This window comes from Armatimonadota bacterium (assembly GCA_039679645.1).
In the GTDB taxonomy this organism is placed as follows: Bacteria; Armatimonadota; UBA5829; order UBA5829; family UBA5829; genus UBA5829.
In genome coordinates, this window is the sequence record JBDKUO010000009.1 from 153,810 (window position 1) to 180,644 (window position 26,835).

Annotated in this window: 23 protein-coding genes; 8 read left to right on the forward strand and 15 right to left on the reverse strand. The window is 52.0% G+C overall.

Annotated features, from left to right (window positions below; all coding sequences use genetic code 11):
• Positions 1 to 70 precede the first annotated feature (70 nt).
• From gatA to ABFD83_02030, 10 genes are all read right to left on the reverse strand, one after another.
• Positions 71 to 1,534 carry an Asp-tRNA(Asn)/Glu-tRNA(Gln) amidotransferase subunit GatA gene (gatA, locus tag ABFD83_01985; GenBank protein ID MEN6355835.1) on the reverse strand — a complete coding sequence of 488 codons (1,464 nt, stop codon included), beginning with the start codon at positions 1,532 to 1,534 and terminating at the stop codon, positions 71 to 73.
• 2 nt (positions 1,535 to 1,536) lie between these two features.
• A complete protein-coding gene (gene gatC, locus ABFD83_01990) occupies positions 1,537 to 1,827 on the reverse strand; it encodes an Asp-tRNA(Asn)/Glu-tRNA(Gln) amidotransferase subunit GatC (GenBank protein ID MEN6355836.1) in 291 nt (96 codons plus the stop codon).
• Between the two features lie 304 nt (positions 1,828 to 2,131).
• The gene (locus tag ABFD83_01995) at positions 2,132 to 3,166 is read right to left on the reverse strand and encodes an NAD-dependent epimerase/dehydratase family protein (protein ID MEN6355837.1); all 1,035 of its coding nucleotides are present in this window, start codon (positions 3,164 to 3,166) and stop codon (positions 2,132 to 2,134) included.
• 97 nt (positions 3,167 to 3,263) lie between these two features.
• Positions 3,264 to 4,175, reverse strand: a complete 912-nt coding sequence (locus tag ABFD83_02000; GenBank protein MEN6355838.1) for an AEC family transporter — start codon at positions 4,173 to 4,175, stop codon at positions 3,264 to 3,266.
• Between the two features lie 131 nt (positions 4,176 to 4,306).
• Entirely contained in the window at positions 4,307 to 5,938 is a 1,632-nt protein-coding gene (locus tag ABFD83_02005) for a CTP synthase (protein ID MEN6355839.1), read from the reverse strand.
• 52 nt (positions 5,939 to 5,990) lie between these two features.
• Positions 5,991 to 6,761 carry a bifunctional hydroxymethylpyrimidine kinase/phosphomethylpyrimidine kinase gene (gene thiD, locus ABFD83_02010; protein ID MEN6355840.1) on the reverse strand — a complete coding sequence of 257 codons (771 nt, stop codon included), beginning with the start codon at positions 6,759 to 6,761 and terminating at the stop codon, positions 5,991 to 5,993.
• A complete protein-coding gene (locus ABFD83_02015) occupies positions 6,758 to 7,564 on the reverse strand; it encodes an HAD-IIA family hydrolase (GenBank protein ID MEN6355841.1) in 807 nt (268 codons plus the stop codon). The genes thiD and ABFD83_02015 overlap by 4 nt, the downstream gene beginning before the upstream one ends.
• Before the next feature lie 135 nt (positions 7,565 to 7,699).
• Entirely contained in the window at positions 7,700 to 9,112 is a 1,413-nt protein-coding gene (locus ABFD83_02020; GenBank protein MEN6355842.1) for a hypothetical protein, read from the reverse strand.
• Between the two features lie 36 nt (positions 9,113 to 9,148).
• Complete coding sequence (locus ABFD83_02025) at positions 9,149 to 9,991, reverse strand: hypothetical protein (GenBank protein ID MEN6355843.1); 843 nt, start codon at positions 9,989 to 9,991, stop codon at positions 9,149 to 9,151.
• Positions 9,988 to 10,545 carry a sigma-70 family RNA polymerase sigma factor gene (locus tag ABFD83_02030; protein ID MEN6355844.1) on the reverse strand — a complete coding sequence of 186 codons (558 nt, stop codon included), beginning with the start codon at positions 10,543 to 10,545 and terminating at the stop codon, positions 9,988 to 9,990. Before ABFD83_02030 ends, ABFD83_02025 begins: the two co-directional genes overlap by 4 nt.
• Positions 10,546 to 10,713: 168 nt before the next feature.
• Between ABFD83_02030 and ABFD83_02035 the strand changes: the two genes are divergently transcribed.
• From ABFD83_02035 to ABFD83_02065, 7 genes are all read left to right on the forward strand, one after another.
• Complete coding sequence (locus ABFD83_02035) at positions 10,714 to 12,012, forward strand: nodulation protein NfeD (GenBank protein ID MEN6355845.1); 1,299 nt, start codon at positions 10,714 to 10,716, stop codon at positions 12,010 to 12,012.
• A gap of 15 nt (positions 12,013 to 12,027) precedes the next feature.
• On the forward strand, positions 12,028 to 12,804 hold the full coding sequence (locus ABFD83_02040) for an SPFH domain-containing protein (GenBank protein MEN6355846.1): 777 nt from the start codon (positions 12,028 to 12,030) through the stop codon (positions 12,802 to 12,804).
• Positions 12,805 to 12,895: 91 nt separating this feature from the next.
• The gene (locus ABFD83_02045; protein ID MEN6355847.1) at positions 12,896 to 13,975 is read left to right on the forward strand and encodes an RHS repeat-associated core domain-containing protein; all 1,080 of its coding nucleotides are present in this window, start codon (positions 12,896 to 12,898) and stop codon (positions 13,973 to 13,975) included.
• A 21-nt stretch (positions 13,976 to 13,996) separates the two neighbouring features.
• Positions 13,997 to 14,380, forward strand: a complete 384-nt coding sequence (locus ABFD83_02050) for a hypothetical protein (GenBank protein MEN6355848.1) — start codon at positions 13,997 to 13,999, stop codon at positions 14,378 to 14,380.
• Positions 14,381 to 14,536: 156 nt separating this feature from the next.
• Positions 14,537 to 15,553 (forward strand): RHS repeat-associated core domain-containing protein, encoded by a 1,017-nt coding sequence (locus ABFD83_02055; GenBank protein MEN6355849.1) that lies wholly within the window; start codon positions 14,537 to 14,539, stop codon positions 15,551 to 15,553.
• A gap of 25 nt (positions 15,554 to 15,578) precedes the next feature.
• Positions 15,579 to 15,992 carry a phosphoribosylaminoimidazole synthetase gene (locus ABFD83_02060; protein MEN6355850.1) on the forward strand — a complete coding sequence of 138 codons (414 nt, stop codon included), beginning with the start codon at positions 15,579 to 15,581 and terminating at the stop codon, positions 15,990 to 15,992.
• Positions 15,993 to 16,072: 80 nt separating this feature from the next.
• Positions 16,073 to 17,113, forward strand: coding sequence for an RHS repeat-associated core domain-containing protein (locus ABFD83_02065; protein ID MEN6355851.1), 1,041 nt, complete (start codon positions 16,073 to 16,075; stop codon positions 17,111 to 17,113).
• A gap of 82 nt (positions 17,114 to 17,195) precedes the next feature.
• On the opposite strand, the gene ABFD83_02070 is transcribed toward ABFD83_02065, so the two are convergent.
• From ABFD83_02070 to ABFD83_02090, 5 genes are all read right to left on the reverse strand, one after another.
• The gene (locus ABFD83_02070; protein ID MEN6355852.1) at positions 17,196 to 18,650 is read right to left on the reverse strand and encodes a PIG-L family deacetylase; all 1,455 of its coding nucleotides are present in this window, start codon (positions 18,648 to 18,650) and stop codon (positions 17,196 to 17,198) included.
• A gap of 42 nt (positions 18,651 to 18,692) precedes the next feature.
• A complete protein-coding gene (gene trxB, locus ABFD83_02075) occupies positions 18,693 to 19,667 on the reverse strand; it encodes a thioredoxin-disulfide reductase (protein MEN6355853.1) in 975 nt (324 codons plus the stop codon).
• Between the two features lie 69 nt (positions 19,668 to 19,736).
• A complete protein-coding gene (locus ABFD83_02080; protein MEN6355854.1) occupies positions 19,737 to 20,894 on the reverse strand; it encodes a hypothetical protein in 1,158 nt (385 codons plus the stop codon).
• Between the two features lie 124 nt (positions 20,895 to 21,018).
• Positions 21,019 to 21,672: a response regulator transcription factor gene (locus ABFD83_02085; protein ID MEN6355855.1), complete on the reverse strand. Its 654-nt coding sequence runs from the start codon at positions 21,670 to 21,672 to the stop codon at positions 21,019 to 21,021.
• A 3-nt stretch (positions 21,673 to 21,675) separates the two neighbouring features.
• Positions 21,676 to 23,544 (reverse strand): hypothetical protein, encoded by a 1,869-nt coding sequence (locus ABFD83_02090; protein MEN6355856.1) that lies wholly within the window; start codon positions 23,542 to 23,544, stop codon positions 21,676 to 21,678.
• Positions 23,545 to 23,746: 202 nt separating this feature from the next.
• Between ABFD83_02090 and leuS the strand changes: the two genes are divergently transcribed.
• Positions 23,747 to 26,698: a leucine--tRNA ligase gene (gene leuS, locus ABFD83_02095; GenBank protein ID MEN6355857.1), complete on the forward strand. Its 2,952-nt coding sequence runs from the start codon at positions 23,747 to 23,749 to the stop codon at positions 26,696 to 26,698.
• The last annotated feature ends 137 nt before the right edge of the window (positions 26,699 to 26,835 follow it).

A 26,835-nucleotide genomic window follows, 5' to 3' on the forward strand; every position in this document is an offset into this window, starting at 1 on the left:
GCTTTTGCCGCCAACTGCAGGTACTACGCACGGCAATATACACAAATATATTATTATGCGATATATACTGTCAAATCAAAGGTTTCTTTCGATGATAATCCGTATTACACTCGAATGTATACGCAACGCGCAGAAGCGTCTCTTCGTCCAAACCCTTACCCATTATCTGCATACCGATCGGCATTCCATCCTTAAAGCCGCATGGTATTGAGATTGCGGGAATGCCCGCGAGGTTCACCGGTATAGTGCATACATCAGCAAGTTTCATAGCAAACGGATCATCTGCCAGTTCACCTATCCCGAATGCGACTTGAGGCGACGTAGGTGTGATCAGCACATCGAACTCCTCAAAGGCCTTCTCGAAATCCTGCCTCAACAGCGTGCGCACCTTTTGCGCTTTCAGATAATACGCATCGTAATATCCTGCCGATAGGGCATAAGTCCCGATCATTATTCTCTGCTTGACCTCGGGGCCAAAACCCTCTTCGCGGGTCTGCTGGAACAATGAGATGGTGTCTTTGGATTTCTTGCTTCTCAGGCCGTAGCGCACGCCGTCGAACCTGGCGAGGTTGGATGAACACTCGGCGGGAGCAATTATATAGTAGACCGGCAGGCCATATGCCACGCTGGGCATACTGGCCTCTTTGTGCTCTGCTCCAAGGCCGTCTAGCAACTCAACAGCATCGCGAATCGCCTTCTCGACATCGGGGTCTGTCCCTTTACCAAAGAATTCCTTAGGAACGCCTATTTTGAGACCCTTGACATCCTCCACAAGCGACTTGGTGAAATCGGGAGTCTCCACGTCGAGCGAGGTGGAGTCACAGACATCCTTGCCAGATATCGCGTTCAGCACCAGGGCACAGTCCGTCACATCCTTGGTGAGCGGGCCGATCTGGTCCAGTGAGGACGCGAAAGCGACCAACCCGTATCGTGAGACGCGGCCATATGTCGGCTTCATACCTACCACTCCGCAGAACGATGCGGGCTGCCTGATAGAGCCGCCGGTATCCGAGCCGAGAGCGAAGGCGCATTCGTCAGCCGCGACAGCCGCAGCAGACCCTCCACTGGAGCCGCCGGGAACCCTGTTCAAATCCCATGGGTTATGGGTTACAAAAAAGCCCGAGTTCTCGGTCGAAGAACCCATTGCGAACTCATCGAGGTTGGTCTTGCCCAGTGTAGTGACGCCTGCTTGGGCCAGGCGATCCACCACGGTGGCGTTGTAGACCGGCTTGTAGTTATATAAAATCTTTGAAGAGCAAGTCGTGAGGATTCCACGAGTGCTCATGTTGTCTTTAATCGCGCCGGGGACGCCTGCCAGCGGACCAAGCTTATCACCGCGAGAAATCGCATCATCAACTGCTCTGGCCTGCTCAAGAGTAAGCTCGGCAGTTGTGGTGACGTATGACTTCACCCGGTCTTCTACACTGTTTATTCTCTCAATACAGCTCTCGGCTGCCTCAACGGCGCTGATCTGTTTGCTCGCGATCAGGCCGGCAATCTCGTGCGCAGTCAGTTCGTAAAGTTTATCCGCCATAGTTATGTCTCCACCACTCTCGGCACCACAAAGCAGTTCTCCGCCACTTTTGGTCCGTTCGATACCACGTCCTGCACCGGAAGCGAGGGCTTTACCTCATCCTTTCGGAAAACATTTGAGACTGGAATGACATGCGAGGTGGGTTCGACATCATCGGTGTTTATTTCCTGCAGTGTCTGGAAGTTGTCCAACAGGCGGTTTATATGCCCTGTGAGCTTGTCCTTTTCTTCTTCCGAAAGCTCCAACCGGGAGAGATAAGCGACACTCTCAATATCTTTTTTCGTGAGTTGCAAACCATTTCTCCTTGAGCTAGCTTGACTTCATTTGCCTAATTATAGCATCGCTCATTGAGAAATGAAATAGCAGCGGCCTGCTACTGCAGGGCTAACGCACGAGTTACAAAAGGTTGTGGACCCGGAGGGCGACTCTGATAGGTGACGATCTCCGAATCGTCACCTTAGTGCCAAATCAGGGTCTCCGAACCCCACAACCTTTGCTGCAATAGCCGGATTCGGAGATCCTTACCCATCATATGAGCACAAAGTCGTCCTTCGCCGACTGACCTCTACCTCTCCGGGCGGTGAGGGTAGCGCAATGCTAGAAAAACATCTTCGCTATTTTAAGGATTCCCTGGCTCCATGGCACGCGGTGCGATATACCGCTTGTGTGTTCGAAGCTGCTCAAGTTATCCAAATACCACTTGTAGTTGCGGATAAGAGCGTCTTTATTGGAATACTTGGGCGAGAACCCGAGCACTTTTTGCGCCTTTTCTATGGAGACGAAAGAATCGGTCGAGGCCGTGTCATAGACCCACTTATATAATGGAGAGAGCTTGAGCTTCTCCAGCAGCTTAAGGATTGCCACCGCCGGGCCCGCCGGCAAACACTTGATCCTTTTGCCGAAACCGGCACAGTCCAGCACGGCCTGAAAGTCCTCTTTCATCGTCGCAAACTCAGCCGCTCCGATGTTGAAGACATCATTTACCTGCTCGCATGGCAGAGTAAGGGCTGCCCAGATTGCATCGCAGAGGTCCTCTACATCCAGGAGTTGATATCTGTTCTTGCCGTCACCGAGAAGAGGAAAGCCCCTGCCATCTTTTGCCCAGTCATACAGCAGCGCAAATACACCCAGGCGCTCCGGACCGATAAACGACTTGGGGCGTAATATCGACACGCACATTCCTTTGGAACGATAATTACCGCACACCGCTTCGGCCTCTATCTTGGCCTGACCGTAGTCTCCAACACCGATGAGTTTGTCGGTCTCATATATCGGATGGTGGTCCGGGACGCCGTATACTGCCGTAGAGGATATTTGGACGGACCGCTCAAGGCCGAGCGTGACAGCCATCTCCATAACACTTTTGGTGCCGTCGATATCGGTTGAGTATATATCTTCCTTGCTGTATAGAGGCAGAGCGGCTGCGCAGTGGACAACATGTGTGCAGCCCCGCATCGATGGCTCAAGCATGTTGCGATTGCGTATATCGCCGAGTATCCACGTAATTTGGTCCGCCTCGGGGTAATCAAATGGAGCTATATCATAAGATACGACCTCGGAGCCATGCCTTAACAGATATCTGATTAAGTTAATCCCAAGAAAACCTGAACCGCCGGTGACGAATACTTTCATAACAAAATCCCTCGATAATAGCTGAGAGCGGAGACACGAAGTCAAAAAAGTGCTCTGCTAGAACTATACTAACATGTTTCGATATGGGTGACCAGTATCAATGCGCTATCATTAACACGACCGGGATCGACACCACGCCGATCAGCGTGCTCAAAGCTATTGCTGCAGCCACAAAAGCTCCATTCGCGCCGTACCTCGACGCGATTACACCGGAGATCACTGCCGTGGGCATGGCCCCAAGAGTCGCCCCCACTCTATATATCGTCCCATGGATTCCCGCAAGATGCATCACAAGTATAACAAGCACCGGTAGGATCGCGAGTTTGAGCATGACAGATGCGCCGAGTGCGACCGGAAACTGTTTCATGGAACCTGTCGAAAGACTCAGCCCCACTGCGATCATCACAAGCGGGACAGTTGCGGCAGACAAGTATTGCAGCGTGGAGACAATCATATCCGGTATATGAACAGTGCGAAGAATAAGCGCAAGCACTGTAGAAGGAAAGAGAGGCGTCTTCAGAAAGCCCAATAGACTCTGCCACTCAAATTCCGAACCCGTAAAGCTCTCAGCCACCACGACACCTATCGTGCTCAAGATGAACATCATACCGAACGCGTCCATCAAAACCGCAGAAGGCATGGCGTGGTCATTGCCTGCAAAAGCAGCGCTGATTACCGGATATCCCAGGAACCCCGTATTGCCGAATGCGGATGCAAGCAAAAGCCCACCGGTGGTCCGGCGGTCCAGCTTAAGAGTGCGGGCTATCAAATACGCCAGCCCCATTATTGCCATCTCTGCTGCAAAGAACAAAAACGGGGCTTTCATCATATCCACATTCAGCGGTTTGCCGTGGATCGCAAGAATTACGAACGCAGGCATAGTAAAGTTGATCACCAGAGAGGTGATGAACGGAGCGTCCTTTTGGCTCAAGACACCTATTTTCTTTGCGCCGTAGCCGACCAGGAGCAGAATGAAGATCGATGCCACGGTTGATAATGTATTACCCACGTATATTCCTAACCCGCCGGAACTAACAATAAATCCCTCCAGGTATCCCTACCTGGAGGGAGATTTCCACCTCGGTTATGTCTCCAGGTAAGATACCTGGAGACATAAGAACTTTCGCGATAAAAATCCCCTTACTTCGCTGCAGATGCCTTCGATACCTGATAATCAAGCGCAGCCTTGAGCAGACCTGCAAATAATGGATGAGCACGGTTCGGGCGGGACTTGAACTCTGGATGGAACTGCGTCGCGATGAAGAACGGATGCTTCTTATACTCGACTATCTCCACCAGTCTGTAATCAGGCGAGACACCCGAGCAGACAAGCCCGCCGCGCTCCAGCTTTACACGATAGGCGTTGTTGACTTCAAATCGATGGCGATGTCTCTCATAGACAAGATCGGTCCCATAGAGCCTAGAAGCCAAAGTGCCGTCCTGCACGCAGCATGGATAGACCCCAAGCCGCATTGTGGCGCCCTTGTCCTCGACTCCTTCCTGCTCCGGCAGCAGATGGATCACAGGATCGGGAGTAGTCGGGTCGACCTCTTCAGTATTGGCTTTCTTGATCTTGCAGACGTTTCTGGCAAACTCGACCACTGCCCAGTGCAGCCCGAAGCAGATGCCTAAAAATGGCACGCCGTTCTCACGCGCATATTTGATTGCGGCCACTTTGCCCTCGACGCCCCTCGCGCCGAAACCGCCTGCCACAATTATCGCGTCAGCATCACCCAGCTTCTCCATCAGGCGCTCCTCGCCCTGCTCGAGATATTCCGAGTCGATCCACCTAATCTGCGCACCGGTATCATTTGCGATTCCGCCATGGCGGACAGCTTCACCAAGGCTGATATACGCATCGCCGTTATCGACATACTTGCCGACAATGGCGACTACGGCCTTGTGCTTGGGTTTCTTGATAATATCGACAATCTTCTTCCACTCGCTCAGGTCACCCTTGCCGTTCTTGAGACCGAACTTCTTCATGACCAGATCCGAAAGGCCGACGTTTTCGTACTGCAGGGGGATTTCGTAGATAGTATCGGCGTCCTTGGACTCTATCACGGCATTCTTATCCACATCGCAGAAGAGCGAAATTTTATCGCGCATCTCCTTACTGATGTTCTTCTTTGTCCGGCAGATGAGCACATCCGGCTGAATACCGACCTCGCGGAGCTTGGCGACAGAGTGTTGGGTGGGCTTGGTCTTGAGTTCGTTCCACGGTCCGACCGAGGGGATCAGAGTGACATGAACATACATCACATTCTCCGGTCCGACGTCTTTGCGGAACTGTCTTATAGCTTCCAGGAAAGGCGTACCCTCGATGTCGCCGACCGTGCCGCCGATCTCCACTATAGAGATATCCGCGCCGGTCTGCGCCGCGTTTGTCTTGATGCGGTTTTTGATCTCATCGGTGATGTGCGGGATCACCTGGACCGTGCCGCCGAGATAGTCGCCGCGTCTTTCCTTGCGGATAACCGTGTCGTATATCCGGCCTGTAGTCACGTTCGAGAGCTGCGAGAGGTTCTCATCGACAAATCTCTCATAATGGCCGAGGTCGAGGTCTGTCTCCGCTCCATCGTCCGTGACGAAGACCTCGCCGTGCTGGAACGGGTTCATAGTGCCCGCGTCCACGTTGATATAAGGGTCGAGCTTTTGAACCGTGATCTTAAACCCGCGGTTCTTCAGCAGCCTGCCCAGGCACGCCGTGGTAATTCCCTTGCCCACGGACGACACCACACCTCCGGTTACGAATATGAATTTTGTGCCCATATTACCCCCCAACTGATTTAGTATTGTAGATTTTAGATTTTATATTTGGTGGTTATTTGAAAAAGTAGTCTAAATTGCCTTTGCCAAGCCTGACCGAGCGCTCTATCGCTCTAGACACATAGTCCTTTGCAGCCTCGACAGCAGAATAAACATCGTCTCCATGTGCCAGCCTTGCCGCTATCGCCGCGCTCAGCACGCAGCCTGTGCCGTGCATATTCTTCTCAAACCGCCTGCCGGCAAACTCATGAAAGTCCTGTCCATCAAAAAGGACATCCACCGGTTCGCCCTCGATGTGACCGCCCTTCACCAGCGCATGCCGCGCACCCATTTCAACCAATGCTTTCGCCGCATCCTTTGCTGATGCGACATTCTTCACAGCAATTCCCGTCAGCTTTTCAGCTTCGTCAGCATTGGGCGTGATCAGAGTCACTTTTGGAACCAACCGGCGTTTCATGCGCTTGATCGCAGGGCCGGTAAGCAGCACCTCGCCGCGCTTTGCATTCATCACAGGGTCGAGCACCACATTGGGTATCTCGCGCCTGGCTATTCGCTCTGCCACAACATCGACTATCCTCGGCGAGTAGAGCATCCCGATCTTACATGCGCCGACATTATAATCGCGCATAGCCGCGTCGATCTGCGCAGTCACGACCATCGGCGGGACCTTATTTACTTTATGCACCCCGTGCGAGTCCTGCACGGTCACGTTCGTCACAGCGCACAGCCCGTAGACGTCCATATCGCGAAAAGCAGCCAGGTCGGCCTGTATTCCGGCTCCGCTCGACGAGTCCGAAGCCGCTATTGTGAGCGCAATCGGTATCAAAGCAGTCCCTCAAGTGTCTCTATAATCTGGTCCGGCTTCGCCTCGCCGTTTGCATGCATTGCCTGCTCACGCGAGGTCACCCCAGTAAGCACCAGCACGCTGCGCGCGCCTGCGCGGTTGCCGCCGACTATATCCGTATCCAGCCTGTCGCCGACCATCACCGAACGCTCAGCCGGACACCCGACAAGCTCCAACACTTTATTGTAAGCATAGGTCTCCGGTTTGCCTACCACAAACGGCTTCACAGATGTAGCCGTGCGAACCGACGCAACAATAGCACCGGCTCCAGGCAGCAGCGCGCCGGACTCTATCGGAAATGTCGCGTCTTCGTTGGTGGCAATAAACTGAGCGCCGTCCAGGATCGCATGCTGGGCACGTACGAGTTTGCGATAGTTAAACTCTCTATCCAGGCCCACTGTCACAAAATCGATTGGGGCATCAGGCTCGTCCTGATCGTATATCACGTGCATCCCCACTGCTTCAAACTCTTCGGCCATTCCCTTCTCGCCGATCCGGTATACAGTTTTGCCGACTGCTTTCTTTTCGACAAAGTAGAGCGCTGTGGCATACGACGAGGTCATAATCTCATCTATTGTTGCGGGAACACCCATTTTCTCGAGCTTGCAGACGTAAGAGAGCCTGGTTTTAGTGGCGTTGTTGGTGAAAAAGCGGACGATGTGTCCCCGGCGTTTGAGTTCTGCCAGGACTTCGTTCGCATGGGGCTGCGGCTCCATACCGCGGTAGATCACCCCGTCGAGGTCGAAAACATAGGTCAATCGTTCCGTGTTTGTTAAGTGTATCACGGGTACTCATTCTATCAAGTTTATTGGGTAAAGTAAAGAAAGTAGCCCGACTTTTTCAGACACATTTCGCGCCAGAAAAGCCGGGCCGGTATATAGACCGCATTATAGCAATTTGGTTGGTATTACCAGAGATACCTATGGATTCTTGAGAGCATCCGGCTTCTCAGCCAATTTTTGAAGCTCACTGCGCGCATCCATCTTAGTCGGCGCAGCAATCAGCAGCACGTTCATATCACGGGCTTTACCCCACTTTAATACTGTCTGCCCTTGTTTCAGCTTGGTTTCGATGTCCGGCCAGGGAATGGGCATCAGATCGCTATACTCATCAGGGACACGCTGCGGATCATCGAGCGAAAGGAGCAGAATGACCGTGTCTCCGGGCTTGGCTATTTTACCGAACAACTCTTTATATGAACCAAGTGAATTGTCGCGCCCAAAAAGGTTGTAGCCATAGTTTTTTGCAAGAGTCTGGACTGCATCCCAACCGACATTACCGAAAGACAGAATGGAATGCCTTGGATCTGTGCGATAATCGTGACCATTTTGATTGGCGTTCATGGCCTTGCTCAAAGCCTGAAGTGAGCGCCATGTGTCGGCTGCTTTCGGCAAAAATGTCTCAAGCGTTTGATTCTGATCATCCAGAGCCTGCTTTAGTATCGGCTGAAGTGCCAGACCAAGCAGAGTGGCTGCCGTGTATGATTCACTTAAATTTGCGCCTCGCTTGACATTCTGCGAAGCAATTCTTTCCAGTCTAGCTAGGCCATCGTCACCCAACATACTTGGGCTATATGCATAACTTATGGCCTGAGAAAGCACCCAGCTATCAAGCCCATTCACAGAATGCACTGTCGCATCCAAAACGTCCCGCTTTGTCGCCAGATAGACGCCGCATATGTCCCAGGAAAGGCTGTCATATAAATCAGTCAGGCTGCCAGCCCATATCGCAATTGTGCCGTTGGAAGCATTGCTCCAATGTGAATGCTCACCGGACTTGACGGCGGCCAGGTAGACAGGCACAGTCAGCTTGTCGCATCCTGTAAATCGTGAGAACTGGGTCGCAAAATCAGTAAGGTCCTGCTTTTTGCTCTCGAGCTCGCCGGCCATTTCGACCATCGAGGGTTTGAGTTCTGCAAGCAGCCCATCGACACGGCTCTTGAAGTGATTGAAGACCACACGTTCCGTTTGAGCCTCCTGCTCAGTGAGCACATTATCTTTTACGGCCTTACTGATGGCCGATTCCAGATCAAGCGGAGTGTAATAAAAATGCAGCCGCCATTCTTTCTCTTTGCTGATTGCAGCATGCTGGGAAAGAAGCTCTTTATCTTCTTTGCTCAGCCCGCCGGGGAGCTTCTCAAAATAATCAATATAGCTCGCATTTTCCAGCAGAGACATTTGATCGATCACCAGATAAAGATTGGCTGTCTCGGACATATATATGTTCACTTGCAGCGGGCCTGCGTCTATGCTCCATTGGTCCTGAGCTTGAGCGCCGCAACACAGCAGCATAGCTGTAACAATAACCAAGCAACACAAGGTAAGTTTTCTCATCGATTTGGTCTCCTGTTTTCGAATTTATCGGCGATTTCACGCCATGCCGCTATCAGTAGCTTTACTCTGGTCGAGCATCTTACTTGTCGGTTTTTGTGGAGCTTTGGTTGACTCTACCCTGACGTCTATCGAGTTGTCTCTGATTGTTGTGTGCCTGATTATCACTTCTCCGGTTGCTTTGTCTTCCTCGGTGTATTGATATGAGACTTCACCATTGCCGAAGCCAGGCGACCAGGTTAAAGAAACGGCTTTGACTGCCGAACTAGATTCAGACGGTTTCGGAGGCGCGGAGGCAACCTGTTTAGCAACACCTAATTTTGTCCGCGCTTTAGACACCTTGGCAATAATTGGCTTGTGGCTAAGCGTATTTCGCAACGCGATAGATACGTGTCTATGCTTGTGCGGCGCCTTTTGTGGAGTTATTCGACTCTGCACAGCGGCCACATTGGCTTGGCGCACTTGCGCAGGCTTTTGTGCAACCCTGACATGAGCCGAGCGATCCGCGCTGGGTGCTTTACGCTGTCTACTCGCTATACTTGCCACAGGTTTGGCGATTTCAACCCGCCGATTATTGATGGAGAAGAAGAGTGCCGCCAATATAACCACGGCGCACACCGGGACAGCCGCCCATGCAAATCGCATCCGAGATTTGATCGGCCTGACCGGGTTTATCCGCGACATGATCCAATCCCTGCAATCAGGTGCGGGAGGACACGGCTTCAAGATGCCAAGCGCTGCCAGACCCGCCTTGGCATCCGCCATTGCCTGCTTACATGAGTGGCAGCGCTCGATGTGGTGAAATTCATCTGTAGTCAACTCATGCTCGCCGCGGGCCGTATTCCAGATCGCTTCTTCAACATGCGCACAGTCCAGTCTCATTTTGTGTCCTCCGTAAAATACTGCCGGAACCTCTCACGAAACAACTTTCTGGCCCTCCAGAGCTGCTGAACCACAGCCCTATAGGAAGCCCCCATCACATCTGCGATCTCATCTATCGACATACCGTCGACTTCCCGCAGCAGCAGTGCGATCCTGGCCCGCTCTGGCAAATCTGCCAATAGCTGCCTCACTGTAATGGCGTTGATCAACGTGTCCTGACAAACAGTTGCAGTTTGTCCGCTGCAAATCGGTTCGTCTTCGTCCAACTCTTCGTGGTAAACATAAGCCGTCTTCTTTCGCTTGACGCTCATGCAGCAGTTGACGGTAATTTTGTGCAGCCAGGTTCCGAATGACGCCTGCCCACGAAAGCTGCGAAGGTTTTTCCATGCAAGCAGAAACGCATCCTGCTGAACATCTGCCGCATCTTCCGCATCGCCTAGGATATGATACGCAAGTGTGAAAACCCGATCCTGATGACGAGAAACCAGTTCATCAAAAGCAGCGACATCCCCATTCTGTGCTCTGGCCGTCAGATCTCTCTCCGAAACCGGCAAATGCAGCCTCCTTAACCGTTTGTCATTAGGTTAGATGCAATAGCGATGCTCTTTATCTACAAAGCAATGTGATTGTTTTACACGTATGAACCTTAAAAACATCCTGATTTGGTCGCTTTTTGTTTGGAGATAAAGGACTTGTAGCTTTACATATAGAATCTACCTATTATGAAGCGCTCTATCATACTGATAACGATATTGCTGTTTCTACTGCCTTTTGCCGCGCATGCGGCGAAAGTCGCGCCAGTCTACGTCCTGCATATAGACGGCCAGATCGACCCGGCCATAGCGGACTACATCAGCGACGGCATCGATAACGCACAGTCCAGCCGCGCGCAGGCAGTGCTTATTGTGATGGACACACCCGGCGGGCTTATCTCGTCCATGCAAAAGATCGTGAAGTCTTTCTTTGCGGCTAAGATACCTGTCATTGTGTATGTATCGCCGAGCGGTGCGTGGGCTGCATCGGCTGGAGCGCTCATCACTATGGCAGCCGATGTGGCGGCTATGTCACCCGGCAGCAGCATAGGAGCGGCAACGCCGGTCAATATCAGCCCGAGCGGCGAATCGGAAAAGACGGACGAGACACTCAAAAGAAAACAGGTCAACTATACGTCCGAGTACGCCCGCTCCATTGCCGAGAAACGGGGCCGCAACGCCGATTGGGCAGCCTCGGCGGTGCGTGAAGCGGCTACACTGACAGCATCCGCCGCGCTCAAAAAGAACGTGATCGATTATATTGCGGACGACACTTCGCAGCTTATGGAAAAGATAGACGGCCGCAAAGTAAAGACGGACGGCGCGACTATCACTCTTCGCACAGCCGATGCTCCGCTCAAAGAGATGCCGATGGGAATGATGGACTCATTCCTGCACTTCTTAAGCAATCCATATGTCACGCTGTTTTTGACTATGATCGCGATGTACGGCATCATTTACGAACTTGCCAACCCCGGCTCGATATTCCCCGGTGTGCTCGGCTCGATTGCAGCGCTGATGCTGCTCTACTCATACTCTGTGGTGCCTGTAAACACTGCGGGCTTCGCATTCATCGTGCTGGCAATAGTGCTCTTTATGATCGATTTATTCGCGCCTACGCACGGAGTGTTATCTGCAGGCGGAGTGTTTAGCCTGTTCCTTGGTCTTATGATGCTGTTTCGGTCATCGGAGGGGTTTATGGTCTCATTGTGGGTGCTTATCGCCGTCACGCTCGTTACGGGCGCGTTTTTCTTCTTTGTAATCAGCCTGGGTATAAGGGCGATGAGGCGACCTTACGTATCGGGCAGGGAAGGTGTTGTCGGGCATATCGGGGAAGCAAGAACGGACCTGAACCCGACAGGCGAAATATTCGTGGACGGCTCGCTTTGGACCGCCAACAGCGAATACGGCGCAATATCAAAGGGCGAGCGTGTAGACGTCGTATCTATGACAGGTCTCAGACTTACCGTGCGCAAGCACGAAGACTAATATTGGAGGAAACAAATGGAAGCTTTGACCGCTTTTCTGGGTGTAATTATCTTCTTCTTGGCAATCGTGCTGATCAGTTCGATCCGCATAATCCGCGAGTGGGACAGGGGCGTGCTGCTGCGTTTTGGGCGCTTCGATCATGTCAAACTGCCTGGTATCAGGTTCGTCTGGCCGGTTATCGACAAGATGATAGTGATCGACACCCGCGTTATCACCATGGACGTGCCCAAGCAGGAGATCATCACACGCGACAACGTTTCGGTAATGGTCGATGCAGTCGTCTTCTTCCAGGTGGTTAACGCCGAGAACGCGATCACCAAGGTCGAGAACTGGATCAGGGCGACCTCGCTTCAGGCTCAGACGACTCTTCGCTCTGTGATAGGCCAGGCCGAACTCGACGAACTCCTCTCAGAGCGTGAGAAGATCAACATGCATTTGCAGACCATAATCGACGAAGCTACCGAGCCGTGGGGAATCAAAGTGACCGGTGTGCAGGTCAGAGACGTCAGCCTGCCGGAGAGCATGAAGCGCGCAATGGCGAACCAGGCCGAGACCGAGCGCGAGCGCCGCGCCAAAGTCATCAACGCCGAGGGTGAGTTCCAGGCTGCTCAAAAGCTTGCTGACGCCGCGGCGATCATCAGCCAGAACCCCCAGGCTCTGCAGCTTAGATTCTTACAGACCCTTACAGAAGTGGGCGCTGAGCACAACTCCACAATTGTCTTCCCTGTGCCGATCGATTTGCTGACTTCGTTTATGAAGGCTGCTGATGTTCTTGGGATGAAGAAAGAATAGAACTACGTGCTGCGGGAACTAAGGTCTTGCTGGAATTCTCAGGTGGATAAAAAGTGTCGTTCCCGCAGCATATGAAAACCGCCTGATTAAGGTGCAGAGTTATGGTGCGGTTCAGTGGACTGTCGAGTATATCTACGATCCGATGGGCAACCTGGTGAAGAGGACCCAAGGCACGAGCACAATCGCTTACACAGTGGACATCGCCGCCGGTTTGCCTGTTGTGCTTATAGAAGATGACGGCACGACCGTTACCAAGTACACCTACGGTGATGACCTGCTAAAGGTAAGCCGAAGTGGCGAGTATTACTATTTCTATGATGGCCTGGGCAGTACCCGGACAATAACAGACTCCACCGGTACGCCGGTCGCTCAGTATGTGTATGATCCTTACGGTAAGCTATCTACTGAATCTGTAGACGGTGCTACCTGGAACAGTTTCCTCTTCACCGGCCAGATGCTCGACCGCACCACCGGCCTCTATTACCTCAGAGCAAGGTGGTACGATCCGCAGACGGGGAGGTTTGTGAGTAGGGATACGTTTGAGGGCACCAAACTAAAGCCCTTGAGCTTGCACAGATACTCGTACTGCGCAAGTAGCCCCGTGGATCTGATCGATCCCACAGGGCGTGATTCCCTCGGCGAGGTAATTACGTCTACGGGAATGATGACATTCTTGTATGCAAACGCTTTCACCATAATCAACGTATCAGGCTTTGTTGGCGAGATGGTACTGGGCGATGCTCTTCCACCTGGAATGAGCCTAGTTCCTGGAGTGGCTCTCGGGCAAGGAGTGAGGGTCATTGGAAAAGAAGTAACGGAAGAGGTAAGTGAGGGGCTACTGCGATCGCTTATTAAAATACCTAAGTATTCATCTGGCTGGTGGAAAGTTTTTGAGGATTGGTTTCCGAAAGTCCCGAAGACAGTTGGGGAGCAAGTAGTTGAATTACATCATGTAATACCCCAAGAATGGCGGAAAGTTATGGGCTCAAATGTTGTTGATGTGCTAGGTAATCTCAGGCCTATACTCAGGGAGAACCATTATATAATCTCAAAGGAATGGAATGCGTGGAAAAGGAGTTTAGGCGATGTAGTGCCTTCACCGCGCGATATAATACTCAAGATGCAGGAAATCGATGCAAAATATGGACATCTCTTCTTGCCGATTGAGTAATTAGAGAGGGAGCTAAAAATAATGAATATAGAAGAAAAAAGAAAACGGCTTTATGAGGAGTTGCTGCTTTTACTTCGCTCGACAGGCACTACGGTTTCAAGGCGTATCAGCGGTGATTCTATAATACCACCTGGTAATGTAGCTAAATATTATGAGTACATGCAACAAAAGTTAACTTCGAAAGAGGATTTGTTGGCACTGCAGAGGGTCGTTGTAAGTGAATGTATGGGACTGTTTCACAGTTTCTTTTGCATCTTGGATGGAGTGAATCTGAACTTTGATGCATTCCCAATTGCCTTAATTGATTCAGATACTAATGAAGATTTGAATCCTGAAAGGGAAACAACATACCATGACAGTTTCTTGGATTATCTGTACGAGAATATGTCTCCAGATGAGCTGTGAAACGAGCGGTTGCTTATCCAAATGAAATAAAGAATGCGTACATTGACAACTGAATAACGTGATTTTACCTACGACCCTCTCGGCAACCTCGTAAAACGGTCTGATGGAACCACGGTAACTGAGTATACGGTAGATATCGCCGCTGGTCTGCCTGTTGTGCTGATAGAAGACGACGGCACAAATACGTTGAAGTACGCCTACGGCGATGATCTGCTAAAGGTAAGCCGCAGTGGCGAGTATTACTACTTCTACGATGGCCTGGGTAGTACCCGGACGATCACTGATGCTTCCGGCGTAGCTGCCACTCAGTATGTGTATGACGCATACGGTGAGCTAATTGCAGACGGAGCGACGTGGAACAACTACCTCTTCACCGGCCAAATGCTCGACCGCACCACCGGCCTCTATTACCTCAGAGCAAGGTGGTATGACCCGCAGAGTGGGAGGTTTGTGAGCAGGGATACGTTCATTGGAGATGATAGTGATCCAGCCAGCCTGCATCGTTTCGTCTACTGTGGTGACGATCCGATAGACCGAGTAGACCCGACTGGGCACGATTTCAGCATAGGGGGCATGGCCGCAGCTTCGTTTATTGGCGCAACACTTGGAGGTATTTCGAGCGCGGTAGCCAATTACGCACTAGGAAAAGCAATAACATTCTCGTCGGTTATTCAGGGAGCGGCAGTCGGGGCTGTTCTTGGGCCATTAGCATATGCCTGGGCGCCGGCAGCCGTAGGCTTGGGGATTGCAGGAGTTGGGTCATCAGCGTACTTAAATTATGAGGTTTGGGCACGTGGCGGTACAATAAAGCAGAAGATAGCCGCATTCTCATTGATGCTGGCTTCTGTAGTGGGTACCAGAGCGGCGATAAAATACTCGAATGCTCTAGCAGCTTCTGGAAAAGAGCCGTGGATGTTGGCGGGCAAAGGAAGCACTGGGCGTTGCACCCCTGAGAACCTGTCCGAGCAGTTGGCTATGGAGGAGGTATTATCGAACCCAGCAGGGGGAGAAAGCTTAGAAGGAAAAGTTCCTATGACGGATGATACATGGCCTCAAGAGGATGGCTGGATAAAAATGCAATATGTACATAGAGGACCTGACAGCAAAAGCACTACTATACACTATGTGCATCAAAAAGGCACTAATATATACGATGATTTCAAGTTCAAGTGATAATTTGGCAGAGGTATATATATAGATGAAAGTCAAATGCGTTGCAAATACGGGTAGAGCATTGTCACAAACATCCTTTGATGCTGGCGATCTTATAACTTCTGAGTTCCCTGTTGATATAGGATATATATATACTGTTTATGGGATGTCTATATGGCGCGGTAGAGTAGATTACTTAGTTGATATCGCTGGAAATCCGCAACAAAGAATGTCTCATGCTGGTTGGTATAATGCCGAGTTATTTGAAGTAGTTGATGATCGTCTACCGCCAAACTGGCATTTCAATTTTAGGGGTTTTGGAGTAAGTTTTCTCCATGCCATCTGGGGTTATCCAGAATTGATGGATGAGAATCATTGCGTTGGTCTTATTGAACTAAATATGGAAGATATGTTAATTTTCCTCAAGAGGAAGAAAGAGATCGACGAATTCTCACAATGAGATGTAGGCGGAATTTTTCAGCGGGATTTTCCTGAACATTGACAACTGAATAACTGTATACCTATGACCCTCTCGGCAACATGGTAAAGCGGGACGATGGAACCACGGTTACTGAGTACACGGTGGATATCTCCGCCGGACTGCCTGTAGTGCTTGTAGAAGATGATGGCACGACCGTTACCAAGTATACGTATGGTGATGACCTGCTGAAGGTAAGTAGGGGTGGCGAGTATTACTACTTCTACGACGGCCTGGGCAGTACCCGGACAATAGCAGATTCCACCGGTACGCCGGTTGCCCAGTATGTCTATGATCCTTATGGTAAGCTAATCGCAGACGGAGCGACGTGGAACAACTTCCTCTTCACCGGCCAGATGCTCGACCGCACCACCAAGCTCTATTATCTTAGAGCGAGGTGGTACGATCCTCAGACTGGGAGGTTTGTAAGTAGGGACTCTACTATGTTTCGGGCCGGCTATTCATACTGCTCATCTGAACCTATAAACCGTGTAGATCCAAACGGCAAGGATTTCTCGATAGGTGGTTGTCTCACCACAATGAGCATTGGGGCTGCCTTAGGGGGAATTACCAGTGCAGTTGCTGATGTTGCAATGGGCCGTGCAATTACTGTATCATCCGTATTGACGGGAGCTGGCATTGGAGCTGTGATAGCTCCATTGGCTATAGCGTCACCGCTCATCGGCGCTGGTCTGGCAGTCACAGGCGTAGCTTCTAGTGGAGTGCTTGCCTACCAAGTTTTAGTTGCTTCGGTTGCAGTCAATTTAGTACAAGCCTATCAGTCTTTTGCTGTCCCGCTGCCGAAGCCGCCGGACTCCCCATCTAGTCCTCACAGCATTTCCAGCCATGCCTCAAGCTCAAAACCACCCAAACTCCATCCCCCAACACCTGACACCCATCACCCATTCACTGCCCGTGAACAACATTTAACTGAAATACCATGGTCTGTTAACCACATTTTGGCCTGGAAGCCGTCTTATAATTATGAGGAAACAATTTCTGCACCATATGCTTCGCGGACGAATGTCCCGAAGTCCTATGCAGCCGCTTCGGAGCATACGCTCTCGAAGCATCACAACAAAGGGAAGGAATTACTGATGTAAAAAAACAGCCAAAACGAACTCCTCACGCTCAAATATTCAAATTTCACGCTCAGTTCGTTTTGCTCAAAACCCGAAATCAAGCCTACTTGGTCTCTTCCCCAAACTCTACTGAGTGCCAACCGGTCTGGTCCACTGTCATTTTCATAGTGGTGGTCTTGACCTGGATAAACATATCTTCTTCAAGACGCAGTTTGCTCAGAGGCAGCGCGACTTCCAATATGTTGTCTTTGTATGCCCAGCGAGTATTGCTTGGTGTGCATCTGTAGGGAGGCTTAATCGACACTGTATACCAGTCATCCGAGTCCTTATCACTGATCCCGCGGACGTTGATCGTATAAGTCACCTGCTTAGAGAGCTTCTTCGCGCAGTCGACACGCATATATAAATAGTCATTATCCGAGCACAAATATATAGCGCGCACATCCCCGCCCTTGCTCAGACCCGCCATTACATAGTCGCCCACCGGGTCCACAACCGCCGGAGGTATTCCGCGCCAGTCATCCGGATTGCCGTCAACAGCCATCTGCCATGGCTCGACCCTATTCACTTTACGATCCGGCATGTCGCCGAATATCTCATTGCCACGGGCAAAACTCATCATGAAGCTTTTTTCAACTGCCGTCTGGGTCTTGTATTCGCCGATAGCCTTACGCTTGAGCTTAGCGATATTCGGTCCCAATGGCAGTGATTTCCATTGGGTATCACCCGATGCCAGAGCGTATGGCGGAGCCAGCGGATCGTTGGGGTGATAGCCCTTAGGCACAGGCCAGTCACCTCGATGGACCAGATAAGTGTGGATCCTGATCTTCTTCGCAAATCCATGATGCTCTGAGATGAGCTGCTCGATGGCCGCAGCGACAAAGCAGTAGGTCGCGTAATGGTCGGGGTGATTGTCCAGAGGATGAGGCAGATAGACGTCGGTCGGTCTGTCGCGCTCCAAAACGTGTATTATATCGCCCATCAGCGCCTCCCCGCAGTACGGAGCGTGCCGGGTCAGCGAATCGGTATAAGGGGAATGGTCGGAGTTAGTAGCATGAGAGAGATAAAGAGTGTCCCTGTCCCAATACTTGTTCCACATCTGGGCGATGCCCCTATCCGGGTAGCCGAGGAATGTAACCTGTCTTGGCGACAGGCCGAGGATCGACAGAGCGCTGAGAGTCTCTTTTTGCCGCCTGTATGCAAACATAATGCATCTTTGTGGTGTAACCTTAAGAGTCCTATATGCTCTGCCGACGGCGAACCTGAACCCATCGCCGTTGGTGATAAGCGTCACATGGACACTCGCTCCGTTCTCAACCGCCCTTGCAATCATGCCTGCGCAGCCGAGGGTCTCATCGTCGGAATGGGGAGCGAACACCATCACTCGATCACCCTTTTGGGGCGCATTCATAATCCGGACAGAGGCGTACTGCTGCCACTCGTTCGCAATATGGATCCTATAAAGTATCGCCAGCGCGGCAACAAGTATGATAGCCGTCGCAATCGCTAAGATCGACAGCGCCAGCTTGAATGCCCTTCGGAGTGTAATATTTGTCATATGGGTCGGCCGATATCTGCTCTGCTATCTATTATCCGTTACCTATTTCCTGTTTTCCTGCCGGGACTCTATATACTTCTCGGCGGCAGTGGCCGCTATTGCGCCGTCCGCGCAGGCCGTGACGATCTGCCGCAGCATCTTTCTGCGGACATCGCCCGCCGCGAATACACCGGGTATATTTGTCTGCATATTCTCGTCGGTGATTATGTAGCCGTTCTCATCCAACTTGATCTGACCGTCGAGCATTTTGGTATTCGGATCAAGGCCAATGAGGATGAATACTCCGTCGACCGGCACCTTCACAGTCTGCCTCGTAATGACATTCTCCAGTACCAGGTGATCGACCGCATCAACTCCGCCGATACCCTTTACTACGCTGTTCCAGTGAACGTTTATTACCGGATGCGAAAGAGCCCTCTCCTGAATGATACGCTGGGCACGGAACTTGTCCCGCCTGTGAATGATCGAGACCTCGGAGGCGTATCGGGTAAGAAACACACTGTCTTCCACGGCTGTGTCGCCACCACCGATCACTGCAAGCTTCTTGCCTTTGAAAAATGCGCCGTCGCAGACCGCGCAGTATGACACTCCTCTTCCGAGAAACTCTTTCTCGCCGGGCACACCGAGCTTTCGCGGTTTGGCGCCCAGGCTCAAGATCACGGTCTTAGCCCTGATCTGCTCGCCGTCTGTTGCGTGAAGGACTTTGATGTCGCCCGAGAGGTCTATGTGGTCGATCTCGGCCATTCTGGTCTTCATGCCGAACTTCTCCGCCTGCTCGCGCATCGCGTTGGAGAGATCGTAGCCCGAAGACGTTTGGGCGAAACCAGGATAGTTTTCGATGCTCTCGCACATCATCAACTGTCCGCCCGGGTAGTTCTTCTCCACCAGGAGCGTCGATAGCCTCGCCCTGGACGCATATATGCCCGCCGTCAGGCCGGCAGGACCGCCGCCAAGAACAATTACGTCGTACGTATCTGTGTCCCCCTTTGCAATTCCAACTCTATTATACTGTGACAAGTGACAAATAAAAACCCCTCCTGGTAAGATACCCGGAGGGGTTTCAAATTATAATGGGCAGCGCGTCAGCTAAAACCTGAGCACTCTCGATATCAGATTAGGGGCATCGTCTGAGAACGCAAAGTTCAGACCGAAGATTCCGACGCCGTAGGTAAATGAGTCACCGGAGTAGCCTGCGCGCAGTGCGAGGCTGCCAGTAACACTCAGCTCTGTGCCCATTCTCAGTTTGGTGCCCTCATCATATGCCTTGTTTACATTGACGAGGTCAGCCGCAAATTTCCATCTTCTATTGGGCTGCGCGGCGATGCCTACACTCAACATTCGAGGAGTCTCGATCCCTTCCAGTTTGGCATCCCAGAAGTTATTTATGACCGCTCCATATTGCAATGAAGATTTCTGAGGTCGATAGATGAACCCCAAATCCGCTCCGAAGCCATCATCCTCTGATTTCATGTCTTCGGTGGCATCCAGCTTGATACTGTCTGTAACACCTTCTTTCTGCGACACGTGCCAGGCGTGAACTTCACTGTGCAGCCAGCGCATTCGAGTTCCAAGCCAGAGTTTGCCGTTCTTTGTGCTAAGCCCTCTGCTCAAATTGACGGCCGGCAGCGCATATACATATCTGCCGACTAAATCAGTATCGCCTGAAATGGCATTGACAATATTTGCTGCATCGTCACCGTTGATATTATCGTCTGCCAACGCTGCATCGATAGCGGCTTTGACTGTGGGATCCGAAAAAGTCATACTCTTCAGGTCGGCTACTGAAGTTGGAGTTCCGGCAGTAGCCCATTCGCCAAATGACGTGCTGGGACTGATTACAGCCTGAGCCTCACCCTCGGCTGTTACGCCAAATGTGCCAGCAAATCCGGTCACAACCCCAAAATTAAGCTTGGTGTCCTGCTTGCCGAAGTCTCTGATGAGCTTTAATGCGTCATCATCGTCTCCGCTTGACACCTCACTTGTCCGGTCGGTAAGGTCGCTGAAAGTGGCTCCGCGAGTGTGAACATCAAAACTTGGAAAGATGAATTGAAATTTAGTGCCTATAGCGGCTGCCGCGGCGGGGTTTACGATTGACGAAGTAGACGTATCATCCGTCATTGCCAGACCCGCGCCTCCCATAGCCACTGAACGCGCATAGCTTCCGAAGTTGAGATCGCTTGCGCACACCGCGCCGGCTGTTATAACTATTGCCAGCGCACACATTATAACGAGCAAAACCTTCATTTACTCCTCCTTAAAACGAGTATACATACTGATGAGCCTTTTCCACAATCTGGTCAATTATTCCTTCAAAGTGGATCAATATGCATAATTATCGGCGCGTGGAACTAAAATTGGAGACCACAAGCTATTCCACAAGCCCATGTTTTGCCGCATATAGCGCGGCTTCAGTGCGGTCATTGGCCTGGAGTTTGAAGAGGATGTTCGATACGTGATTCTTTACGGTTTTCTCGCTAATAAACAGGGTCTCGGCAATCTGGGAGTTGCGCTTGGACTGCGCTATCAGCTTGAGGACTTCTCGTTCGCGGTCCGTAAGGTCCGCAAACATCTTGAGATCGGTCGAGCGCTCATTGTGAAGTCGGGCAAACTCTTTCATTACCCGTCCCGCTATAGCGGGATGCATAATCCCCTCGCCGCGATATGCGGCGCGAACAGCATTCATGGCATCGTCGATGGGGCTGTCCTTGAGAATATATCCGATGGCTCCTGCCTTGATAGCTTCAAAGACGTTTGTGTCGTCGTCATATATTGTAAGGATCACAATCGCGACATTCGGCATTTCCTGCTTGATCATCTGGGTCGCTTTGATACCGTCGAGCTTGGGCATGCGAATGTCCATCAATATGACATCCGGCAGCATTCGGCGCGCGAGATCGACTGCAATCTCGCCGTTTTCGGCCTCACCGACAACCTCGATATCGGTCTCAAGATCAAATAGCCGGGCCATCGCCTGCCGCGCAACAGGCTCGTCCTCGGCAATTATCAGTTTGATCTCGTCCATCGCTTATACCGTTCCGGGCAGTTCCAATGCACATGCTCCATGGCTGAAGGTTATAACCCTGCGCTGGTCAGGTATTGAAGCAAGTGACGCATCAAATATTTTCAGCCTCTCCTCGGCTGAGCCGTGCTCAATGCTGCCGGGCTGGCTCGTGCGGCGCTCGTCTTCAAGGACCTGACGGTAGAACTCAAAGCGCTCCGATCGACCGTAGTACTCTTTGTCCAGATATTCGCACATAGCGCCGGACTCGCTCTCTCTGACCAGTAAAGATACGCATCCGCCCTTACCGGCGCCGGTCAGCTTGCCTCCCAGATAGCCCGGACCTCTGCGCGCAATCGTAAGCAGCAGGTCCAACTGCGGATTGGAGACGCGGAAGTCGAAGGAAAGCGCATCCTGGAGTTCGTCCACAAGTCGGCCTACTCTGACGCGATATTGGTCGTACTCCGGCGAGTCGGGGGTCAGTTCACCTGTCTCTATCCGCCGCTCGGCCTCGAGAAATATCGATTCGAGAGTCCGTCCAATCATGTTCTCTCTATAGAAAAATCGAGCTGTGGTGCGGATGTGGTATCCGCCGATGCTTCGGCGCGGTTTTGTATAAAGCCGCTCAATGACCTGCGGTTCTTTACCAAAGATGCGTCCTGCCTCTTTTGGCGTGATCTTCACCGGCAATAGGAGCATAAGTTCGCTTATAGCTGCATCGGGGATGCCGAGGATATCCTCATGGAAGCTGCCGAACTTGGCGTAATTTCGCTCGATCTTCTCCCAATAATCCGGGTTCGACTCCAATAAGGGCAGTTCCCCGCCGACTTTGAAACCGAACCGGTCATTCAATAGCCTGGCAAGCCATCCATCGCCGGATGCCTGACCATTTCTCTGCGCCTCGCGCACTGCCGCGATGATCAGCCTCATCAGCTCATCGCCCATTTGCATCCAACCCTTCCTCATGTTGAAACTCTGGTTGCCGCCGAGGGTCTTGTTTACCTCCCAGAGGGAGTTGGCCAGCACGACATGCACCCCTCGCACAAAAGGAAGCGGAGTCGAGTCAAGTTCGGCCTGCGAGTGACGGTTATACAATACGCAGTTGGCGGGATTGCGCAGTATGGTGGTCTGATCGTTCGCGCCGCCGTGTGTGCCTACATACCACTCCGCCTCACCCAAGAGTTTGCACACCTGCTGAATGCTCCATTTGGGAAGCCGGTCGCGGTTAGTAAGATACATTGCCAGGAACGAGAGAACAACCACCGCTGAAGACGAACTGGTCCCCGCTCTAAAAGGCACAGTTGCAGTCCCGAACGTAATATCGGCCCCCTTGATATCAAATTTGCGGTCGTCCCATAGCACACGAAGGTAGGGGCTTAAAACATAATTGAGCCAGTTGCCCTGCTTGCGCCCGTAATGAGGGTAAATAAGCGTGCGGTTGTCCCATGTGTCATCAAGCTCGGATGCATGCTTTTCCCATGAAGCCGTCGCAAACCGGTTGAACTCCTCGATAACGGAGAGATCCTCGTCCGGAAAGAGAGGGTTTATGTTGGAGATACTCAAATGGTCGTCATCACGGACAGATACTGCGGCGGGTATGTCGCCGTCGATCGTCGTAGACATATGATCGCCTGCGCACATATCGAGATACTCAAGAAACGCATTTAGCCGGCCCGGAGCGCGTATGAGAAACGTCGGTCTATCACCTACACGCTTGGCATGCAGCTTTAGGGTGTCGGCAAGACGCTTTCTCTGCCGGGCAAGATATTCGGGGTCCTGGTTGACATATATATCTTCTCCCAGATAACGATCCACCTCCGGAGAACCGGACTCGAGAAGTCTGACGATCTCAAGCGGAGGCAGAGGATTTGTACTGAGATGAAACGGTTCACTCACTTATGGATACACCTTTCATAGCATATAAAATCAACCATCAGGTTACCACAAAAGTGCATCGACGTCTATCCATAGCCCGTTCGCCTTGACACTGCGGTTGCGCGAATCCTATAATCAGGTGGGTAAGATAGTCAGGTATTGCCTCGACGCAAACCACAACAAACTGTGGCTGCGTCGGTTAAATATGTACAGGAGTGAATATATGGCCGACCGAAAGTACGATTTCGCGGAGATAGAAAAGAAATGGCAGAAGCGATGGAAGGAAGCCGGACTCTTCAAGACTGAAGACTCGACCGATAAACCCAAGTTCTATGGTCTCGACTTCTTCCCCTACCCCAGCGGCGCGGGGCTTTCGGTAGGCCACTGCCGGAACTACATTCCGACCGATGTAGCCTGCAGATATAAGCGCATGAACGGCTTTAACGTGCTCCACCCGATGGGTTGGGACGCCTTCGGTCTGCCGGCAGAAAACGAGGCCATCAAAAAGAAGAGCCACCCCAAAAAGACCGTGCCGGAGTATATCAACACATATAAGCGGCAGATGGACCTGATCGGGATCGGCTACGACTGGTCACGCGAGATCAACTCCAGCTCGCCTGATTATTACAAGTGGACTCAGTGGATATTCCTGCAGCTTTATAAGCGAGGGCTGGCATATCGATCATTTGCGCCTGCCAACTGGTGCCCGTCTTGCAAAACTGTGCTTGCAAACGAAGAGGTAAAGGACGGCAAGTGCTGGAGATGCGATTCATTCATAGAAAAGAAAGACCTGCCGCAGTGGTTCTTTAAGATAACCGAATATGCCGACAGACTGATAGACGATCTGGACACGATAGACTGGCCCGAGTCGATCAAGCTGATGCAAAAGAACTGGATAGGCCGCAGCGAGGGCGCGGAGGTGCGGTTCGAGTCCGAAAAGGGCGATGAGATCATTATCTACACCACCCGTCCGGACACACTTTGGGGCGCTACCTTTATGGTCCTCGCGCCGGAACACCCGCTGGTCGATAAGCTCACCTCACCGGAGCAGCAAGAGGCTGTAGCCGAGTATCGCAAGCAGGCTCAGAGGCAGAGCGCGATTGAGAGGCAGTCGACCGAGAAGGAAAAAACCGGCGTCTTTACGGGCGCGTATGCAATCAATCCGGTAAACGGTGACCGCGTGCCTATATGGATCGCGGACTATGTAATGATGGGCTATGGGACCGGCGCTATCATGGCTGTGCCGGCGCATGACGAGCGCGACTTCGAGTTCGCTCTGAAGTTCGGGATTCCCATCATACCCGTTATAGACCGTACCGATGGAATATCGAAGAGCAAGGTCTTTGAAGATGTTGTTGAGCCGGGATTTGACGAAGCTCTGAAAAAGGCCGGTATAGACTTTGAGCTAAAAGATAGTTTCTATTATGTCACTATGCATGGCGACAAGCAGGCGCAGACTTATCTGGATATAGCCCGTGATTACCTGCAAAACACCGAAGGCTGGATAGAGGTAGTCGGCTCGGTATGGGCATTTGTTTTTGCAAACCACGGCATTATGCCGTACGACTCGGTGGAGACGGGCGTTCGGATTATGCGGATGCTCAGAAAGCGCTCACCATCACTTGAAAGTGTTCGCACACTGATGGAAGTGCTCTATCGCGAGCAGTGGTATCGCGATGTGCTCTTCCATGCAGAATATGGCGACATGATAAACTCAGCCCAGTTCTCCGGCACTCCGGGAGCTGTGGCAAAAAAGAAAGTTACCCAATGGCTGGAAGAGACCGGCCGAGGTAAGCAGGCAGTCAACTATAAACTCCGCGACTGGCTGATCTCCCGCCAGAGGTATTGGGGAGCGCCTATCCCGGTCATACACTGCGATAACTGCGGCGAGGTCCCCGTGCCCGAGGACCAACTGCCCGTGGTGCTGCCGGATGTCGAGAATTACGTCCCCAGCGGGTCGGGTGAGTCGCCGCTCGCGAATATACCCGAGTGGGTGAATGTCACATGCCCACTATGCGGCGCTCCGGCCAAACGTGAAACAGACACTATGGGCGGGTTCGCGTGTTCGAGCTGGTATTTCCTGAGGTTCGTCAGCCCGCATCTCGATTCGGCTGCGTTCGACAAGGACCTGGCGGCATATTGGCTGCCGGTGGACCTGTATGTCGGCGGGGCTGAGCATGCGGTCATGCACCTGCTCTACGCGCGTTTCTGGACTAAGGTGCTGCACGACGAGGGGCTTATACCGTTTGTAGAGCCTTTCCATAAGCTGATGAACCAGGGGATGGTGCTTGTGTCTACCCCTCACAGGATGATGCAGGCGGATGATGTGGTCGAGAAAGAAGATGATGACGAGCAGGAGCATGATCTGATCCCGCTCTTCCCTGAGGAAGCAGCAAAGATGGACCCGGACAAGATCATCTGGAAGTTCGTGAAGATGTCCAAGTCCAAGCGCAACGTCATCACCCCGGACGCCATGGCCGAAAAGTTCGGCGCGGACTCCTTGAGGACATACGAACTCTTTGTCGCACCGTTTGAGGACGCGGTTCAGTGGAACGAAGACGGCATGAACGGCGCATACCGGTTCATGGGACGCGTGTGGAGGCTGGTCAACGACTACGCAGAGCGCTTCGACCCGGACTGGGCATCCAAAGCCGCCAATGAAGCCGCAGCCGACCCCAAGGCGAAGGCTCTGCGGCGTAAGGTCCACCAGACGATCCGCAAGGTCGGCGAGGACATAGAAAAGTTCGCGTTCAACACGGCAGTCGCCGCTCTCATGGAAATGACTAACGAGATGAGTTCGTTTGCCAACACCATAGGCTCGGACGGCAAGTCGGCTGTGATGAGTGAAGCTGTCGAGATGCTGGTGCTGCTGCTTTCCCCGATGACACCGCACATTGCCGACGAGCTGTGGGAGAGCATCGGCAAGCAGGGATTCACACTTAACGTAAAGTGGCCTAGCTATGACCCCGAGGTCGCGAAGGCTGATGAGATCGAGATAGTGGCTCAGATAAACGGCAAGGTGAAGGACAAGATCACCCTTCCCGCCGACTCCGACGAAGACGCCATGCAATCCGCCGCAATGGCAAGCGAGAAGATCAAGGCTGACCTTGAAGGCAAGACCGTACGCAAGGTGATTGTGGTTAAGGGGAAACTGGTTAATATTGTGGCTGGGTAGTTGAGAGTCGAGAGTGGAGGGTGGAAAGCCTGAAACCTGGCTGGCAGGCAACATGATATAATGCGAATTAAGCCCGTGGTAGTTTTGGGACTGCCGCGGGCTTATTAGCTTGCAGAGGTATTAATGACGTCCCTGAT